General features: G+C 68.4%; 16 protein-coding genes. 2 read left to right on the top strand and 14 right to left on the bottom strand.

All coding sequences use genetic code 11. From position 1 onward, the window contains the following. Positions 1–70: 70 nt before the first annotated feature. From ACSFBM_RS01790 to ACSFBM_RS01740, 11 genes are all read right to left on the bottom strand, one after another. The gene (locus tag ACSFBM_RS01790; protein ID WP_435483707.1) at positions 71–688 is read right to left on the bottom strand and encodes a LexA family protein; all 618 of its coding nucleotides are present in this window, start codon (positions 686–688) and stop codon (positions 71–73) included. Positions 689–771: 83 nt separating this feature from the next. Next, positions 772–954, bottom strand: a complete 183-nt coding sequence (locus ACSFBM_RS01785; RefSeq protein WP_435482865.1) for a hypothetical protein — start codon at positions 952–954, stop codon at positions 772–774. A 137-nt stretch (positions 955–1,091) separates the two neighbouring features. After that, entirely contained in the window at positions 1,092–2,567 is a 1,476-nt protein-coding gene (locus tag ACSFBM_RS01780; RefSeq protein WP_435482864.1) for an N-acyl-D-amino-acid deacylase family protein, read from the bottom strand. After that, on the bottom strand, positions 2,564–3,475 hold the full coding sequence (locus tag ACSFBM_RS01775) for a MurR/RpiR family transcriptional regulator (protein WP_435482863.1): 912 nt from the start codon (positions 3,473–3,475) through the stop codon (positions 2,564–2,566). The genes ACSFBM_RS01780 and ACSFBM_RS01775 overlap by 4 nt, the downstream gene beginning before the upstream one ends. 10 nt (positions 3,476–3,485) lie before the next feature. Next, positions 3,486–4,811 carry an amino acid deaminase gene (locus tag ACSFBM_RS01770; RefSeq protein WP_435482862.1) on the bottom strand — a complete coding sequence of 442 codons (1,326 nt, stop codon included), beginning with the start codon at positions 4,809–4,811 and terminating at the stop codon, positions 3,486–3,488. Then, positions 4,808–5,785 carry an ABC transporter ATP-binding protein gene (locus ACSFBM_RS01765; protein WP_435482861.1) on the bottom strand — a complete coding sequence of 326 codons (978 nt, stop codon included), beginning with the start codon at positions 5,783–5,785 and terminating at the stop codon, positions 4,808–4,810. Before ACSFBM_RS01765 ends, ACSFBM_RS01770 begins: the two co-directional genes overlap by 4 nt. Positions 5,786–5,942: 157 nt before the next feature. Next, complete coding sequence (locus tag ACSFBM_RS01760) at positions 5,943–6,974, bottom strand: ABC transporter ATP-binding protein (protein ID WP_435482860.1); 1,032 nt, start codon at positions 6,972–6,974, stop codon at positions 5,943–5,945. Then, positions 6,974–7,813 carry an ABC transporter permease gene (locus ACSFBM_RS01755; protein WP_435482859.1) on the bottom strand — a complete coding sequence of 280 codons (840 nt, stop codon included), beginning with the start codon at positions 7,811–7,813 and terminating at the stop codon, positions 6,974–6,976. The genes ACSFBM_RS01760 and ACSFBM_RS01755 overlap by 1 nt, the downstream gene beginning before the upstream one ends. Before the next feature lie 10 nt (positions 7,814–7,823). Then, positions 7,824–8,777, bottom strand: coding sequence for an ABC transporter permease (locus ACSFBM_RS01750; protein ID WP_435482858.1), 954 nt, complete (start codon positions 8,775–8,777; stop codon positions 7,824–7,826). Beyond that, positions 8,777–10,036, bottom strand: coding sequence for a lactonase family protein (locus ACSFBM_RS01745; RefSeq protein WP_435482857.1), 1,260 nt, complete (start codon positions 10,034–10,036; stop codon positions 8,777–8,779). The genes ACSFBM_RS01750 and ACSFBM_RS01745 overlap by 1 nt, the downstream gene beginning before the upstream one ends. 19 nt (positions 10,037–10,055) lie before the next feature. Continuing rightward, positions 10,056–11,645: an ABC transporter substrate-binding protein gene (locus tag ACSFBM_RS01740; protein ID WP_435482856.1), complete on the bottom strand. Its 1,590-nt coding sequence runs from the start codon at positions 11,643–11,645 to the stop codon at positions 10,056–10,058. A gap of 213 nt (positions 11,646–11,858) precedes the next feature. Between ACSFBM_RS01740 and ACSFBM_RS01735 the strand changes: the two genes are divergently transcribed. Beyond that, positions 11,859–12,248, top strand: a complete 390-nt coding sequence (locus tag ACSFBM_RS01735) for a RidA family protein (RefSeq protein ID WP_435482855.1) — start codon at positions 11,859–11,861, stop codon at positions 12,246–12,248. Positions 12,249–12,252: 4 nt separating this feature from the next. On the opposite strand, the gene ACSFBM_RS01730 is transcribed toward ACSFBM_RS01735, so the two are convergent. Beyond that, complete coding sequence (locus ACSFBM_RS01730; protein ID WP_435482854.1) at positions 12,253–12,864, bottom strand: ATP-dependent Clp protease proteolytic subunit; 612 nt, start codon at positions 12,862–12,864, stop codon at positions 12,253–12,255. 50 nt (positions 12,865–12,914) lie between these two features. Between ACSFBM_RS01730 and ACSFBM_RS01725 the strand changes: the two genes are divergently transcribed. Then, positions 12,915–13,766: a sigma-70 family RNA polymerase sigma factor gene (locus tag ACSFBM_RS01725; RefSeq protein WP_435482853.1), complete on the top strand. Its 852-nt coding sequence runs from the start codon at positions 12,915–12,917 to the stop codon at positions 13,764–13,766. 128 nt (positions 13,767–13,894) lie between these two features. On the opposite strand, the gene lolD is transcribed toward ACSFBM_RS01725, so the two are convergent. Both lolD and ACSFBM_RS01715 read right to left on the bottom strand, forming a co-directional pair. Continuing rightward, positions 13,895–14,572, bottom strand: coding sequence for a lipoprotein-releasing ABC transporter ATP-binding protein LolD (gene lolD, locus ACSFBM_RS01720; RefSeq protein ID WP_435482852.1), 678 nt, complete (start codon positions 14,570–14,572; stop codon positions 13,895–13,897). Beyond that, positions 14,565–15,821 carry a lipoprotein-releasing ABC transporter permease subunit gene (locus tag ACSFBM_RS01715; RefSeq protein WP_435482851.1) on the bottom strand — a complete coding sequence of 419 codons (1,257 nt, stop codon included), beginning with the start codon at positions 15,819–15,821 and terminating at the stop codon, positions 14,565–14,567. The genes lolD and ACSFBM_RS01715 overlap by 8 nt, the downstream gene beginning before the upstream one ends. Positions 15,822–15,864: the final 43 nt, after the last annotated feature.

Genomic DNA, 15,864 nt, shown 5'->3' with positions numbered 1-15,864 from the left:
CGGATCGCGGACACCGATAGCAAATTCATCGGCCCGCAGGCAAATCTATCTGGAAATAAATGAAAAGCGGCTACCGAAAGCGCTTGGTGAACTCGCGCACCACGCCGATCACGGTGGCGCTGCCCAGCAGCTTGATGGGATAGCGCGTGTTGAGCGGCTTGAGATAGAGGTCGCCGCCGTCACGGATGAGCTGCTTGAAGGTGGTTTCGTTCGTGTCGTTCATGGCGATCACGTAGTCGCCCGGCAAGGCCGCCATCTCGGGCTCGACGATGACCAGCGAGCCGTCGGGAAACGAGTCGCCGGTCTCGCTGACCATGCTGTCGCCGTGCACGCGCAGCGCATAGGTGTGGCGTTTGATCGGCACCGTGACGGGCACGGTTTCGAACCGGCCCTTGGGCTTGAAGTTGTCAATGACGGTGTAGTTGCCCGCCTCGACTTCGGACACCAGCGGCACCTCAGCGCGCATGTCGAAGCCCGGGCTGATGTTGGTGCCGCCGGAGACCAGTTCGGCCAGCGAGACACCCAACAGTTCGGCGACGCGCGGCTGGTTGCTTCGCTTCGGTGCGGTTCCGCCGGCCTTTTCCCATTGTTGTACGGCACCACGGCTCACTCCGACGGCGTCAGCAAACTGTTGCTCGCTCATCCCGAGACGTTTTCGACCTTCGCGAATAAGTTGATGAATGCTCACAGCCAAGAGGCTATGCCCTCATCGAGATAGAAAATCAATCGACGATAGCGATTCTGTCCGTAACGCTCCAGCAGGCGAAGCATTTAATTCACAGTGCTGACGTTCTGTACCGGGTACAGACGCCGCAGCGCCAAGGAAAGAGCAATCGCATGTTCACGTGCACCGGTCTCGCCGCGAGCCAATGCGTCGAGCGCCTTTTCGTAGTCGTCCGTGAGCTTTTGCCACTGTTCGTAGTCGGCTCCGAGGCTGTTCGCGTCCTTGTCCATGGTCGCTCCTGTCACGTAGAGGTCCGCCCGTCTGGCGCCAGTGTGACGCATTTTCTATCGTACTGTTAGTACTTTCAGATAGCTTAGGCCCGTCGCCCGACCGGCAGGGCCAGCAACCAGCCTGACGTCGCGGTCTTTCAGGCGCCGCGCGTCAGCATCCGGCCCGCCCGAGCGAGCACACGCGCTTCGGCCTCGCCGCCGCGGTAGGTCAGCACGCCGTTCACGAACACCCGCTCCACACCCAGGCTCACGCCATGCGGCCGGTCGTAGGTGGCGGTGTCGGCGATGGTCTCGGGGTCGAACACCACCACGTCGGCCATGGCGTTGGCCCGCAGCAGGCCGCGGTCGGCAATGCGCAGGTTGCGCGCGGTCATGCCGGTCATCTTGTGCACGGCCTGCTCCAGCGTGAAGAGGCGGCGTTGGCGCCAGTAGCGCGCCAGAACACGCGGAAAGGCACCCCAAAGGCGCGGATGCGGATGGCGGTCGTGCGGCAGACCGTCGCTGCCGATCATGGTGAGCGGGTGCGCGATGACGCGCTCCACGTCGTCCTCCTGCATCTGGAAGTAGCAGGCGCCGCCGGGCTTCAGGCGCAGGCAGGCCTCCTGTTCGGTGGTGCCCCACTCGCGCGCGATGTCGGAAACGAGGCGACCGGTCATCTCCGGGTGCGGGTCGGACCAGGTGAGCAGCACGTCGATCACCCCGTCCACCAGGTCCTCGCGCAGCACGGTGGAGCCGGCCACGTAGGGGTAGACATCCATCGCGATCTGCTGGCGCTGCGCTAGTGTTTCTATCAGCGGCAGCGTTTCCCTGGTGCGGCCCCAGTTGGCGGGGCCGGCGCACTTGTGGTGCGAAATGACCAGCGGCACGCCGGCCGCGAAGGCCGAGTCGCCGGCCTCGTGCAGCGCCTCGATGATCTGCTGCATCTCGCTGCGCAGGTGCGTGGCATACACACCGCCGTGGCGCGCCACCACGCGGGCCAGCGCGGTGACCTCTTCCGCGGGCGCCGCAAAGGCCTCTTCGTAGAACAGGCCCGAGGACATGCCGTGCGCGCCGTCGGCCATGCAGCTGTCGAGCAGCGCCGCCATGCGCGCGAGTTCGTCGGCGCTGGCCGGGCGGTCGAGTGCCTGCATGGTCGCGAAGCGCAGCGTGGTGTGGCCGATGAGCGCGGCCACGTTGAGCGCGGGCTGCGCCGCGTCCACCGCCGCGCGGTACGCGGCCATGGTCGCGTGCTGGAACGATTCGGCGCCCAGCAGCGTGAGCGGCGGCTTCGACTGCGGCGTGCGGTACGGCGCCAGCGAAATGCCGCAGTTGCCCGTCACCACCGTGGTGATGCCTTGCGACACCTTCGGAAGGCACAGCGGGTCGCGCAGCACGATGGCGTCGTCGTGCGTGTGCGCGTCGATGAAGCCGGGTGCGATCACCTTGGCGCGGCAGTCGACCACGTCGACGTCGGCCAGCGCCAGGCCGTCGGGCAGCCGCCCGCGCAGGCCTTCGCCCAGCGCGACGATGCGGTCGCCGCGCAGCAGCACGTCGCCCGGCCACGACGGCCCGCCCGAGCCGTCGACCACCAGGCCCGCTTCGAGCAGGATGGCTCTGCTGGTGGTCTCGTTCATGGTGCGGCCTTCTTGCTGTTGATGCCGCCGCCGTCCCAGCTTTGCAGCGGGTGCGTGGTGGCGTCGATGCCGTGGCGCTGGAACGCCTCGCGTGCGCGCTGCAGGCGCTGCACCGCGGGCTCGCCGCGGCGCTGCGCCACCAGCACCGTGAGGATCTCGATGGCCGTGAGGTGCGTGAGGTAGGCGTCGATGCCCACGTGCATCACCGCGTCGTCGGGCACCGACAGGCCGAGCAGAAAGTCGGCCTTGGCCGCGAGCGCCGTACCGGGCCGCGTGAGCGCGACCACCTGGGCACCCTGCCCGCGCGCGATGTCCACCGCGTCGAGCAGCGACGGCATGCCGCCCACGTGCGAGATGGCGATGACCACGCCGCCCGGACGCTGCGCCGCACCGGCCACCTGCTGCAGGTGGTAGTCGGCCCAGGCGTTGGCCGACAGGCCGAGCCGGAACAGCCGTGCCTGCAGGTCGTTGGCCATGAACCACGAGGTGGCGCCCGCGCCGTAGATGTCCACGTGCGGCGCCGCCGCAATGGCCGCCACCGCACCTTCGAGCACTTGCATGTCGAGCTGTCCGCGCACACCCGAGACCGACGCCGCCGCGCTGCGCGCGATCTTGCCCACCACCTCGTCGGCCGCATCCTCGATGTTCACGCGGCGGTGCAGCGGCGAGCCGCCCAGCGCCAGTTCCTGCGCCAGCGCGAGCTTGAACTCGCGCAGCCCGGCAAAGCCCAGGTCGCGGCAGGTGCGCATGATGGTCGGCACCGAGCTGCGCGAGCGCTCGGCCAGCTGCTCGAAGCTTTCTTCGAGCGCGCGGTCGGGGTCTTCGAGGATCAGGTCGAGAATCGCGCGCCGCGTGGCCGGGGCGCTGCTGCGCAGCTCGGCGATTTTCTGAAGCAGGGAGGGCGTCATCGGTGCGCGTTCAAAAGTGCATGGCCACCGCGTCGCTCACGCGGTAGTTCTCTTCGACCACGGGCATCCAGTGCCATTTGTCGAAGGTGGTGCAGGGGTGCGAAATGCCCAGGCCGACGCGCTCGCCGACCACGGGGGCCTGCGCTTCCTCGCCCGCGTCCCAGCGCAGGTAGGCGTGCTGGTCGTTCAGCGCGGTGATCTTCCAGCCGGCGGGCACTGTTTGCGCTTCGAGCGCGCCGCGGGCCGCGCGCGCGATGGGCACGGGCAGCGACAGGTCGAAGGAGATGTCGCGCTTGCCGACCGCAAGAATCGCCAGGCCCGGCTCGGGACGCGACTGCACGGTGGCCCACACCTCCATGGCGGGCACCAGGCTTTCGCCGCAGCCGCAGCCCAGGCGCTCGTCGACCGCGGTCACCATGCGCTTGTAGAAGCCGTGGTCGTGCGTGACGTAGCAGCCCGAGCGCAGCAGGCCGCGCACCGGTGCGCCGAGCGCGGGCTTCAGGCGGCCGGCCACCAGGTCGAAGATGGCCGAGCCGCCGGCGGAGACCAGCACCTCGTCGGTCTCGAAGAGCGAGTGCGTGTCGCAATGGCGCGCCACGGCTTCCACGCGATCCATGAGTGTCTTCGCATAGGCCGCGTCGGGCTCGCTGGCGCCGGTGGCGCCCTGCCCTTCGTAGGTCTCGATGCCGACGAGCCGGGTGGCCTCGCTGGCGCGCAGCCGCGTGGCGAGCGCAATGGCTTCGTCGTGCGTGCGGCAACCGGTGCGCGCGCCTTCGACGCCGATCTCCAGCATCACCTCGAAGGGCAGGCTGCCGGCATGGCGGGTCGTCCAGTCCTCGATCAAGGCCAGCTGCGCGAGCGAATCGACCAGGAACACGATGCGCAGGCCGGCATTCGCGCGCAGCAGCAGCTGGATGCCGGCCAGGTCTTCGTCGCTCACCACCTGGTTGGCGATGAGCGTGCGGCGCGCGCCGGCGGCCACGCCCACGGCCAGCTGCGTGACGGTGGCGAAGGTCAGGCCCCAGGCGCCCGCGTCGAGCTGGCGCTGGAACAGCTGCGGCGACATGGTCGTCTTGCCGTGCGGCGCCAGGTCGATACCCCACTCGCGCACGCGCGCCTGCATCCACGCCAGGTTGTGCTCGAGCGCCTCGCGCTTGAGCACCGCCAGCGGCAGCGGCAGGTCGCCGGCCAGCACGTTCCAGCCGGCGGCACCGACTTCGCTGCGGCGGCGCGGCGCCTGGGTGCGCGGGTAGCCCTTGAAGCGGTCGCTGAGAAGCGGGTCGTTGAAGTCGGAGGCGATGGCGTCGGCGGCAGCGGCTTTGTCGGTCATGGTCATGCGGTGATGTTGGAGAGCAGGTCCTTGCGGATGCAGGCGCTGTAGTGTCCCGTGGAAATTTCGTCGAGCGGCGGCACGGTCTGCGCGCAGGCCTCGATGGCATGCGGGCAGCGCGTGCGGAACACGCAGCCCGAGGGCGGCGAGATGGGGCTGGGAATGTCGCCCTTCAGCGCGATGCGCTCGGTCGCGACCTCGGGGTCGGGCTTCGGGCTGGCGGCCAGCAAGGCCTGCGTGTAGGGGTGCGAGGGGCGCGCGAACAGCTCGTCGGTGGTGGCCACTTCCATTACCTTGCCCAGGTACAACACGACCACGCGGTCGCACAGGTACTCGACCACGTCGAGGTCGTGCGAGATGAAGAGCATCGTCAGGCCCAGCCGCTCGCGCAGGTCGGCCAGCAGGTTGATGACCTGCGACTGGATGGACACGTCGAGCGCCGACAGCGGCTCGTCGGCCACGATGAACTCGGGCTCCACGGCCAGCGCGCGCGCCACGCCGATGCGCTGGCGCTGCCCGCCCGAGAACTCGTGCGGAAAGCGGCTGGCGTGCTCGGCGCGCAGGCCCACGGTTTCGAGCAGCTCGGCGATGCGCTTGTCGCGCGCGGCCGCGCCCTTGTGCAGGCCGTGGGTGGACAGCGCCTCGCCGAGGATGGCGCTGATGCGCATCTTCGGGTTCAGGCTGGCGTACGGGTCCTGAAAAATGATCTGCAGCTTGCTGCGCAGCTTGCGCATGCGCTCGCCCGAGAGCGCGCCGATGTCTTCGCCGCGGTAGAGCACCTGGCCGCTGGTGCGTTCGAGCAGGCGCAGCACGGTGCGCCCGATGGTGCTCTTGCCCGAGCCCGATTCGCCGACCAGGCCCAGCGTTTCGCCGGGCTGGATCGCGAAGGACACGTCGTCGACCGCGCGCACCGGACGGTCGCCGCTGCCGAAGTATTTCTTGAGTCCGCGGACTTCGATGAGGGGGGCGGCGGTGGTCATCGTGAGGTTTTGGTTTGGGCTCCCTCCCCTTCCGGGGGAGGGTTGGGGTGGGGGCACGACGGCACTGGATGAAGCACTGCGCCGAACGAACGCCGCTTGCCCCCATCCCAGCCTTCCCCCGGATGGGGAAGGAGCAACACACCAGGCAGCGCGCTTGTCATGCGACTCTCGGCAACGGTTGCGCCGGCTGCACGCGCACGCAGCGCGCCTCGCGGCCATGGAGCGTTTCGATCAGCGGCGGCATGGCGGCGCTGCACTCGGGCAGCGCCAGGTCGCAGCGCGGCTCGAAGGCGCAGCCCGGCGGCGGGGCCAGCGGGCTCGACACCTGCCCACGAATCGCGAACAGGCGCTTGGGGCGGGGCTGTCCCGGCAGGCGCGCCTTGCCTGGCAGGCAGGCCAGCAGCCCTTGCGTGTACGGATGCTCCGGCTGCGCGAACAGCGGCCGCACGGGCGCGCTCTCGACCACGCGGCCCGCATACAGCACCACCACGTCGTCCGCATGGTGCGCGACCACGCCGAGGTTGTGCGTGATGAACAGGATGCTCATGCCCGTCTCGGCCTGCAGCCGGCGCATGAGCTCCAGGATCTGCGCCTGGATGGTCACGTCGAGCGCGGTGGTGGGCTCGTCGGCGATCAGCAGCGTCGGGTCGCAGGCCATGGCCAGCGCGATCATCACGCGCTGGCGCATGCCGCCCGACAGCTGGTGCGGGTACTCGTGGATGCGTTGCGCGGCGGCCGGAATCTCCACCAGCTCCAGCATGCGCAGCGCATGCGCCATGGCCGCCTTGCGGTCCAGCCCCTTGTGCAGGCGCACGCTCTCGGCAATCTGCTCGCCGATGGTGAACACCGGGTTCAGGCTGGTCATCGGTTCCTGGAAGATCATCGACAGCTGGTTGCCGCGCAGCGAGCGCATTTCGCGTTCGCCGATCTGCAGCAGGTCGAGCGTCTTGCCTTCGCGCGTCACGAACGAGGCGCTGCCGCTGACCTGCGCATTGGCCGTCTTGGGCAAGAGGCGCATCAGCGTGAGGCTGGTCACCGACTTGCCCGAGCCCGACTCGCCGACCAGCGCGGTCGTCTTGCCGGGCTGGATGGAGAAGCTCACGTCGGCCACCGAGCGCACGAGGCCGTCTTCGGTGGGAAAGCTGGTGCTCAGGTTGCTGACCGTGAGACGTGGGGTGGTGTTCGTCATCACGAGGTCTTCTTCAGTTTCGGGTCGAGCAGGTCGCGCACGCCGTCGCCCAGCAGTTGCAGCGACAGCGCCGTGAAGATGATGGCCAGGCCCGGGAACAGCACCACCCAGAAAGCCTGGTGCGCGTACTGCTGGCTGCCCGCGACCATGGTGCCCCAGGTCGGGATCTCGGGCGGCACGCCGACGCCGAGGAACGACAGCCCCGCCTCCGCCAGGATCGCATACGCGAAGATGAACGACACCTGCACCAGGATCGGCGACATCAGGTTCGGCAGGATGTGCCGCCACAGGATGCGCGAGGTGCGCACGCCCAGCGCGCGCACCGCTTCCACGAAGAGCAGCTCGCGCACCACCAGCGTCGAGGCCCGCACCACCCGCGCCACGCGCGGCGTGTAGACCAGCACCAGCGCCAGCACCGTGTTGAGCAGCGAGGGCCCGAGGATGGCCACCAGCGCAATGGCCAGCAGGATGTCGGGAAAGGACATCATCGCGTCGACCACGCGCATCAGCGGCGTGTCGAGCCGGCGGAAGAAGCCGGCCATCAGGCCCAGCGCGGTGCCTGCAATGACGGCACCGAGCGCGGTGAGCGCCGCGATGGCCAGCGAGTAGCGCGCGCCGTGCACGATGCGCGCGTACATGTCGCGGCCCAGTTCGTCGGTGCCCAGCAGGTGCGCGGCGCTCGGCGGCTTCAGGCGGTCGAGCACCGCCGTGTCGTTGGGGTCCATGGAGGCGAAGACCGGCGCGCCGATCGCCAGGATGGCGATCACCAGCAGCACCAGAGCGGAGACCATCACGATGCGGCGATGCATCAGCTGGCGGAGCATGCGAGGCATTTGCATTTTTCTTTCCTCAGACCTTCACGCGCGGATCGACGACGGCGTAGAGCAGGTCGATGGAAAAGTTGATCAGCACGTAGATCGCCGCAATCACGAGCAGCGCACCTTGAATGACCGGGTAGTCGCGCCGCAGCACGGCGCTGACCACGAGGTTGCCCACGCCCGGCAGGCCGAACACGGTCTCGGTGATGACGGCGCCGCCGATCATCAGCGCCACCGTGAGGCCGATCACCGTGACGATGGGCACCAGCGCGTTGCGCAGCGCATGCTTCAACACCACCGTGCTTTCGCTCAGGCCCTTGGAGCGCGCGGTGCGCACGTAGTCTTCGCCCAGCACGTCAAGCATCGACGCACGCGTGAAGCGGATGATGAGCGCCGAGTTCAGCAGGCCCAGCACCGCGGCCGGCAGCACCAGCGCATGCAGGCGTTCGGCCAGCGGCGCGTCGGGCGCGCCGTAGCCCGACACCGGGAACCAGCCGAAGGACACCGCGAAGATCTGTATCAGCACGATGCCGAGCCAGAAGCTTGGAATGCTGGCGCCCAGCATCGCGATGCCGGTGAACAGCTGGTCGACCACCCGCCCGCGGAACACGGCGGAGACGATGCCGCACGGCACGCCGATGAGCGCCGCAATGGCCACCGCCATCAGCGCCAGCAGCGTGGTCGGCTCGGCGCGCTCCCACAGCGCCTGCGTGACCGGGCGCTGCAGGAAGATGGAGGTGCCGAGGTTGCCCTGCAGCACCTCGCGCAGCCAGTAGCCGAACTGCACGGGCAGCGGTTTGTCGAGCCCGTATTCCTTCTGCACGCGGGCGATGTCGGCCGCGGTGGCCTGGTCGCCCAGCAGCACCGACACCGGGTCGCCCGAGGCCGCGCGCGTGAGCACGAAGACGATCACCGCCACCAGGGCGAGCACCACGAGCATGCCGAGCGCGCGCGAGGCGATGTAGCGAAGCGGAGCGCTTTTCATCACGCAGAGAACTCGATGGCCGACGCGCTGCCCACCGCCACGTACTGGCCGGTGAACCGGATGTCGCCCTTGCGCACGCGGAACACCGTCACGTTGTCGCCCTGCTTGTTGTGGCACACGTAGAGGAAGCGGCCGCTCGGGTCGAGCGTGCAGCTGCGCGGGTAGTTGCCGCGCGTCCACTCCTCGCGCACCAGCGCGGGGGCGCCGGTGCGCGCGTCGATCCTGAAGAGCGAGATCGAATCGTGCAGGCGGTTGAGCGACACGAAGTGCTGGCCGTCCGGCAGCATGCGAATGCCCGATGCGTAGCTGGTGCCCTTGAAGCCCTGCGGCAGCGCCGAGGTCTCGCTCACCAGCGCAAGCACGCCCGTGGCGTTGTCGTAGCGCATGAAGGCGATGGTCGAGGCCTCTTCGTTCACCAGGTACAGCCACTTGCCGTTCGGGTGAAAAACGAAATGCCGCGCGCCCGAGCTCTCGGCCACGGCCACGGTGCTCGGCTGGCTCAGCACCCCGGTGATGCGGTCGAAGCGGTAGGAGATGACGCGGTCCAGCCCCAGGTCGGCCACCAGCACGAAGTTGCCCTTCGGGTCGGCATGCACCATGTGCGCATGCGGGCCGTCGTGGTCGCTGGTGGCGAAGCCTTCGTGCGAGCGGGCGGCGGCGGGCACCACGTCAGCGCCGGGCTTGCAGGGCGTGCCGGCGCCGCAGGCCTCGATGTCCTTGTAGACCACGGCGGCGGTGCCGGCGTCGGGCGTGCCGTCGGCGCGCAGCGCGATCACGCTGACGTCGCCGCTCGCGTAGTTGGCGGTGAAGAGGAAGCGGCCGTCGGGGTGCACGCTGATGTAGGCCGGGTCCTTGCCGCCGCAGGGCGTCTCGGACACGAACGACAAGGCGCCGTCGGCCCCGATACGAAAAGCCGAGACCGAGCCGGCCTCGAACTCGTTGGCCGCGTACAGCATGGGCAGCGTCGGGTGGCGCGCGAGCGATGCGGGGTTGCGCAGCTTGGCGCCCTCGCCGGTGCTGGCCACGGCCGGCGGCGCGCCCGGAATGGGCTTGAGCGCGCCGGTCGCGCTGTCGAGCACGAACTGGTGCACGCCCAGCCCGCGCCCGCCGCGCCACGGCTTGCCGCCGTCGCTGTAGGTGCCGACGTAGGCGTAGACCGGGCCGGACGTTGCGGCCCGGACGGCAGTGGACGTGAGGCCCAAGGCTCCGAGGCCGGAGGCCAGTGCGCTGGCTTGCAGAAGTTGGCGACGCGATGGCATGGCGGGTGTCCTTGCGGGCTTACTTGATCTTTGCGTTCCAGAAGAACGGCCATGTGGCGGGCGTGTAGTTGTCCAGCGCCGGGCTCCTGGCCGACAGGCCGTTGAACTTGCCCACGTTGATGTACGGCACCTCGTCGTAGACCACCTGCTGCACCTTGCCCCACAGCGCGCCGCGCTTGGCCGGGTCGCTCTCGACGTTGAAGGCCTGCAGCGCCGCCTTCTTGGCGGGCGTGTCCCACCAGCCGGGCGCGCCGTCGCCGAGCTGCGGCGGCGAGAGCATGGGCTCGGGGAACTGGCCCGAATGGGTCACGTAGATGTCCCACAGCTTGGAGTCGTTGCGGCGCTGCACCAGCGTGGCCCAGTCGACCACGTTCAGGTCGACCTTGAAGCCGGCGCGCTTCAACTGCTCGGCCATCAGCAGCGACATGTTGTAGTGAAAGTCGTACTGCCGGCTGGTGAGCACGCGAATGGGCTCGCCCTTGTAGCCGGCCTTGGCCGCGGCCTCCTTGGCCTTGGGTGCGTTGCGCTGGTTGTACTGGTCGGCGCCGGCCGTCGAATAGAACGGCGAGCCCTTCGGAAAGTGGTTGCCCTCGGCCACGAAGAAGCGCGTGTCGCCGAAACCGGCCGCGAGCATCTCGCCCTCGCCCAGCGCGGTTTGAATGGCCTGGCGCAGGGCCGGGTTGGCGGCCACGCCTTCCTTGGTGTTGAGCACGAGGTACGGGAAGCCGAACGAGGGCGTCATGATCGGCACCGTCTTGCCGCCGGACTTCTCCAGGCGCGGCAGGGCTTCCACCGGAAGCAGGTCCGCAAAGTCGTACTGGCCGGCCAGCGCGCCTTCGACGCGCGTGCTGGCATTGGGCACGGGCACGAAGCGCAGCTCCTCGATGGCCGCCTCGCGCTTGCCGCCGTAGCCGCTGGCGGGCTCCTTGCGCGCGGCGTACTTGTCGAAGCGCGTGAGCAGCACGAACTGGTCGGGGCGGCGCTCCTTGAACTTGTAGGGGCCGGTGCCGACGAAGTCCTTCAGCGGCGAGGCGATCGAGTCCTTGGCCATGATCGCGGCCATGCCGCTGGGCAGCGCGAGCTGCGACAGCAGCGGCGCATAGGGCTCCTTCAGCACCACCTCGACCGCCAGCGGGCCCTTGGCCTTCAGGCTGTCGATTTCCTTGCCCACGGCCTTGCCGCGCGGCGACTGCTCCATCCAGCGCTGCAGGCTGGCGACCACGTCGTCGGCGGTGAGTTCGCGGCCGTTGTGCAGCATCACGCCGCGGCGCAAGGTGATGGCGTAGGTCTTGCCGTCGGCCGAGATCTTCGGCATGCCCTCGGCCAGCATCGGCACCACGTTCCACTTGGCGTCGAAGGTGTAGAGCGTCTCGTACACGTGCTGCATGATGGTTCCGACCAGGTCGGCGGTCGAAGCCATCGGGTCGAGCGTCTGCGGCTCGGCCACCATCGCCAGCGTGGCGAAATTGCGCGGGCCCTGCGCATGGGCGCTCTGGTGAGGCAATGCGGCACACAGCATCGCGAGCAGCGAAGCGCCCAGCAGGGTGCGTTTGGACAGCAAGGGCACCAAAGGGGAAGACAGGCGCTGGACTGGACCGACGTGGGGCATGGGGGACTCCTTCTTGGGGCAAGCGCCGCGAGGTGGGCGGTTTGTGAAAGAAATTTTCTTTTCTGCCTGCACTTTGAAGCACTATCCGTGCCAAATCATCCGTGTAAACCCTCTGTCCGGGGTTATTTTGAAATAGATTTTCAGAATGGAGGGATACTCGCGGCGCGTTTGATCCCTGTGTCTTCCCCCATCTTTCATCCCCAAGGAGTTCCCATGCCCCTCGAATACCTCGGCGCCCCGCCCCTCGCTTCGGACCGTCAGGTGCGCCCTTTCTCACCGGCCGTGCGCGCCGGCGATTTCGTCTACGTGTCGGGCCAGGTGCCTGTGAACAAGGAAGGCGAAATCGTGGCCGGCGGCATCGAGGCGCAGACGCGCCAGGTCATGGAAAACCTCAAGACCGTGCTCGCACTGGCCGGCGCCACGCTCGACGACGTGTGCAAGAGCACCGTCTGGCTGCAGGACGCGCGCGACTTCGGTGCCTTCAACCGCATCTACATGGGCTACTTCGGCGAGAACAAGCCCGCGCGCTCGACCACCGAGGCGCGGCTGATGATTGACGCGCGCGTCGAAATCGACGTCGTCGCGTACAAGCCCAAGGCCTGAACCGTCAGTTCAGTTCGGTCTTGCGCTGGATGACGCGCGAGACCAGCCCGTAGTCGACGGCCTCTTCGGCCGACAGCCAGCGGTCGCGTTCGATGTCGGCCAGCACCACGTCGAGCGGCTTGCCGGTTTCGCGCGCGATCTCGTGCGCGATGCGCAGGCGCGCCTTGATGATTTCCTGCGCCTGGATGGCGATGTCGGTCGCCTGTCCGCCCGCGCCGCCGCTGGGCTGGTGGATCAGGAAGCGCGTGTTCGGCAGGCACACCCGGCGCTCGCGCGGAGCGGCCAGGAACAGGTGCGTGGCCGCGCTGCCGACCCAGCCGGTGCCGATCATGTTCACCGGCGCGCTGATGAAACGCACGATGTCGTGGATGGCGTCGCCCGACTCCAGGTGGCCGCCCGGCGAGCTCACGAGGATGTCGATGGGCTTGTCGGCGCTGTCCGCGTCCAGCGCGATGAGGCGGCGCGTCACGTCGGCGGCCACGGCGTCGGTGATGCTGCCGAAGATCAGCAGCGTGCGCGACTTGAACGCCTTTTCTTCCAGGTAGGAGTTGCGCGGCTCGGCGGTGGCGGCGGGCTTGGTGTCGTCGTCGGATTCCAGAGAGAACATCGGGTGCATGAAGAAAGCTCCTGTGGTTGGACTGTCTTGACGAACAAGCCCACAGTTTCGTGACATCGCGCCTGCTGTGGCAAGCTGCGCCGATGCTCGATGAACGCTATCTCTCGCAATTTCCGGCGCTGCGAGCCCGGCTGGTTCGCGCGGCGGCGCGCATGCTGGGCACGCAGGCCGAAGCAGAGGACGTGGTGCAGGACACCTACCTGCGCGCGCTCGAAGCCGGCGACATGCAGCCGCCCGATTCGGCACAGGCGTGGCTGACCACGGTGATGCAGAACCTTGCGGTAGATCGGTTGCGGCGCGACAACTGGATGCAGCGCTGGCTGCGCGATGCCGATCCGCTCACGCTCGAAGCACCTTCGGCGGAAGCCGATGCGGCGCAGGCCGAGTCCATCGAACAGGCGCTGCGCTCGATCGCCGCCAGGCTGTCGCCGGCCGATGGTGCCGCGGTGCTGTTGCGCGAGGTCTTCGAGGCCAGCTTCAAGGAGATTGCGCAGGCCAGCGGCAAGACCGAGGCAGCCTGCCGGCAGCAGCTGCATCGCGCGCTGCTGCGGCTGCGCCAGGGCAAGGACGGGGAGGACGGGGAGGACGGGGAGGACGGGGAGGACGGGGAGGACGGGGAGGACGGGGACGGGGAAGACACCGGGTCGGGAGCGGCCTTCCAGGCGTACCGGCAGGCGCTGAGCGACTGCGATGCGCGAACCCTGTTCGCGATGCTGCGGCAGCCGCCGGTGCGTGCGGTCGCGGTGTCGGCCGCCATGGCACCCAGGCCGGGCGCGCCGCGCGCGGTCTGCCAGGTGGTGCAGATGGGCGGACGGCTCGGGCTGGTGCTGACGCTGGGCGGCAAGGTGTTGTGCGTGCTGCCGCTGGATGCGCGGCAGACCGAAGAAGAAGCCTGCCTTTGAATCAGCTCCTTCCCCCTCTGGGGGAAGGTTGGGATGGGGGCACGCGCGGCCTTGAAGGCTGCATGGCGTTGAAGGCCGCGAGCCCCCACCCCGGCCCTCCCCCAGCGGGGGAGGGAGAAAGACCGGAATCAGCCGGCCAGGCGCCCCGCCACCAGCTGCAGCACCCGGTCGCACCGCTTCGCCAGGTCCTGGTCATGCGTGACCATCACGAACGCCGTGCCATGACGCCTTGCCAGGTCGAGCATCAGTTCGAACACGTTGTCCGCCGTGCCGCGGTCGAGGTTGCCCGTGGGTTCGTCGGCCAGCACGCAGGCCGGCTGCGTGACCAGTGCGCGCGCAATCGCCACGCGCTGGCGCTCGCCGCCCGACAGCTCGGCCGGCCGGTGGTGCAGCCGCTCGCCCAGCCCCACGCTCTGGAGGATCTTCGTGGCCGCCTGCGCCGACGTGGCAGGCTCCACGCGCCGGATCTTCAGCGGCATCGCCACGTTGTCGAGCGCGCTGAACTCGGGCAGCAGATGATGGAACTGGTAGACGAAGCCGAGGTGCTGGTTGCGCAAGCGCCCCTGCTCCGCCGCGTCCGCATGCGCGATGTCCTTGCCGAGCAGCTCGACCTTGCCCCCCGTGGGCGCATCGAGCCCGCCCATCAGGTGCAGCAGTGTGCTCTTGCCCGAACCCGAGGCGCCGACGATGGCCAGCGTTTCGCCGGCGTGCACGTCGAGGTCCACCCCATGCAGCACTGTCAGGTCGAGCCGGCCTTCGTGGAACCGCTTGGTCAGTCCACGGGCCTTCAATACAACGTCACTCATAGCGCAGGGCCTCGGCCGGGTTCACGCGGCTGGCGCGCCAGCTCGGATACAGCGTGGCGACGAAGGCCAGCACCAGGGAAATGATCGCAATCGGCAGGATGTCGCTTTGCTGCGGATCGCTCGGCATCTTGCTGATCAGGTAGATGTCCTTCGGCAGGAAGCTCGCATGGAACAGCTGCTCCAGGAAGGGCACGATCACGTCGATGTTGTAGGCAATGCCCAGCCCCAGCAGCAGCCCGGCCAGCGTGCCGATCACGCCCACCATCGCGCCCTGCACCACGAAGATGGCCATGATGCTGCGCGGCGAGCTGCCCAGCGTGCGCAGGATGGCGATGTCGGCGCGCTTGTCGGTCACGGTCATCACCAGCGTGGAGACCAGGTTGAACGCCGCCACCGCCACGATGAGCGTGAGGATGATGAACATCATGCGTTTCTCGACCTGCACGGCCGCGAACCATGTCTTGTTCTGGCGCGTCCAGTCGCGGATGAGGAACTCGCCCGGCAGGCTCACGGCCAGTTGGTCGGCCACGTCGCGCGCCTCGTTCAGGTCCTTCAGCTTCAGGCGGATGCCGGTGGGGCCTTCGAGGCGGAACACCTTGGCCGCGTCCTGCTCGTGCACCATGGCCAGCGCCGAGTCGTACTCGTAGTGGCCCGAATCGAAGGTGCCGACCACGGTGAACTGCTTCAGCCGCGGCACCACGCCGGCCGGCGTGACCTGTCCGCCCGGTGCCACCAGCGTGACCTGGTCGCCCGGCTGCACGAACAGCGAGCGCGCCAACTCGGCGCCCAGCACGATGCCGAACTCGCCCGGCACCAGCTTGTCGAAGGTGCCCTTCGACGCAATGCCGTTGATGTCGGTCACCTCGGGTTCGAGCTTGGGGTCGATGCCGCGCACGATGGTGCCCTTCATGTCCTCGCCGCGCGCAATGAGCGCCTGCGTGCTGATGAAGGGCGCCGCGCCGACCACCTCGGTGTTCTTGCGCGCCGCGGCCATGATCTGGTCGAGGCTTTGCAGCGCCTGCCCGTCGCGCGAGAAGATCTCGATGTGCGACACCACGCCGAGCATGCGGTCGCGCACCTCTTTCTGGAAGCCGTTCATCACACTGAGCACAATGATCAGCGCCGCCACGCCCAGGGCGATGCCAAGCATCGAGACACCGGAGATGAAGGAGATGAAGCCGTTGCGCCGCGTCGCCCGGCCTGCGCGCGTGTAGCGCCAGCCGAGCTGCAGTTCATAGGGAAATCGCATAGGGTCGGAATTGTGGCATTCCGGATGACCTCAGGGCTTCCCG

It is taken from the genome of Variovorax pasteuri, from assembly GCF_051216435.1.
In the GTDB taxonomy this organism is placed as follows: domain Bacteria; phylum Pseudomonadota; class Gammaproteobacteria; order Burkholderiales; family Burkholderiaceae_C; genus Variovorax.
The sequence above is the reverse complement of the archived record's forward strand: the minus strand, read 5'-3'. Positions and strand labels throughout refer to the sequence as shown.

Coding starts and splice junctions, on each gene's coding strand:
- ACSFBM_RS01785 (WP_435482865.1), bottom strand. CDS start 954: ATGGACAAGGACGCGAACAGCCTCGGAGCCGACTACGAACAGTGGCAA.
- ACSFBM_RS01780 (WP_435482864.1), bottom strand. CDS start 2,567: ATGAACGAGACCACCAGCAGAGCCATCCTGCTCGAAGCGGGCCTGGTG.
- ACSFBM_RS01775 (WP_435482863.1), bottom strand. CDS start 3,475: ATGACGCCCTCCCTGCTTCAGAAAATCGCCGAGCTGCGCAGCAGCGCC.
- ACSFBM_RS01770 (WP_435482862.1), bottom strand. CDS start 4,811: ATGACCATGACCGACAAAGCCGCTGCCGCCGACGCCATCGCCTCCGAC.
- ACSFBM_RS01765 (WP_435482861.1), bottom strand. CDS start 5,785: ATGACCACCGCCGCCCCCCTCATCGAAGTCCGCGGACTCAAGAAATAC.
- ACSFBM_RS01760 (WP_435482860.1), bottom strand. CDS start 6,974: ATGACGAACACCACCCCACGTCTCACGGTCAGCAACCTGAGCACCAGC.
- ACSFBM_RS01755 (WP_435482859.1), bottom strand. CDS start 7,813: ATGCAAATGCCTCGCATGCTCCGCCAGCTGATGCATCGCCGCATCGTG.
- ACSFBM_RS01750 (WP_435482858.1), bottom strand. CDS start 8,777: ATGAAAAGCGCTCCGCTTCGCTACATCGCCTCGCGCGCGCTCGGCATG.
- ACSFBM_RS01745 (WP_435482857.1), bottom strand. CDS start 10,036: ATGCCATCGCGTCGCCAACTTCTGCAAGCCAGCGCACTGGCCTCCGGC.
- ACSFBM_RS01740 (WP_435482856.1), bottom strand. CDS start 11,645: ATGCCCCACGTCGGTCCAGTCCAGCGCCTGTCTTCCCCTTTGGTGCCC.
- ACSFBM_RS01735 (WP_435482855.1), top strand. CDS start 11,859: ATGCCCCTCGAATACCTCGGCGCCCCGCCCCTCGCTTCGGACCGTCAG.
- ACSFBM_RS01730 (WP_435482854.1), bottom strand. CDS start 12,864: ATGCACCCGATGTTCTCTCTGGAATCCGACGACGACACCAAGCCCGCC.
- lolD (WP_435482852.1), bottom strand. CDS start 14,572: ATGAGTGACGTTGTATTGAAGGCCCGTGGACTGACCAAGCGGTTCCAC.
- ACSFBM_RS01715 (WP_435482851.1), bottom strand. CDS start 15,821: ATGCGATTTCCCTATGAACTGCAGCTCGGCTGGCGCTACACGCGCGCA.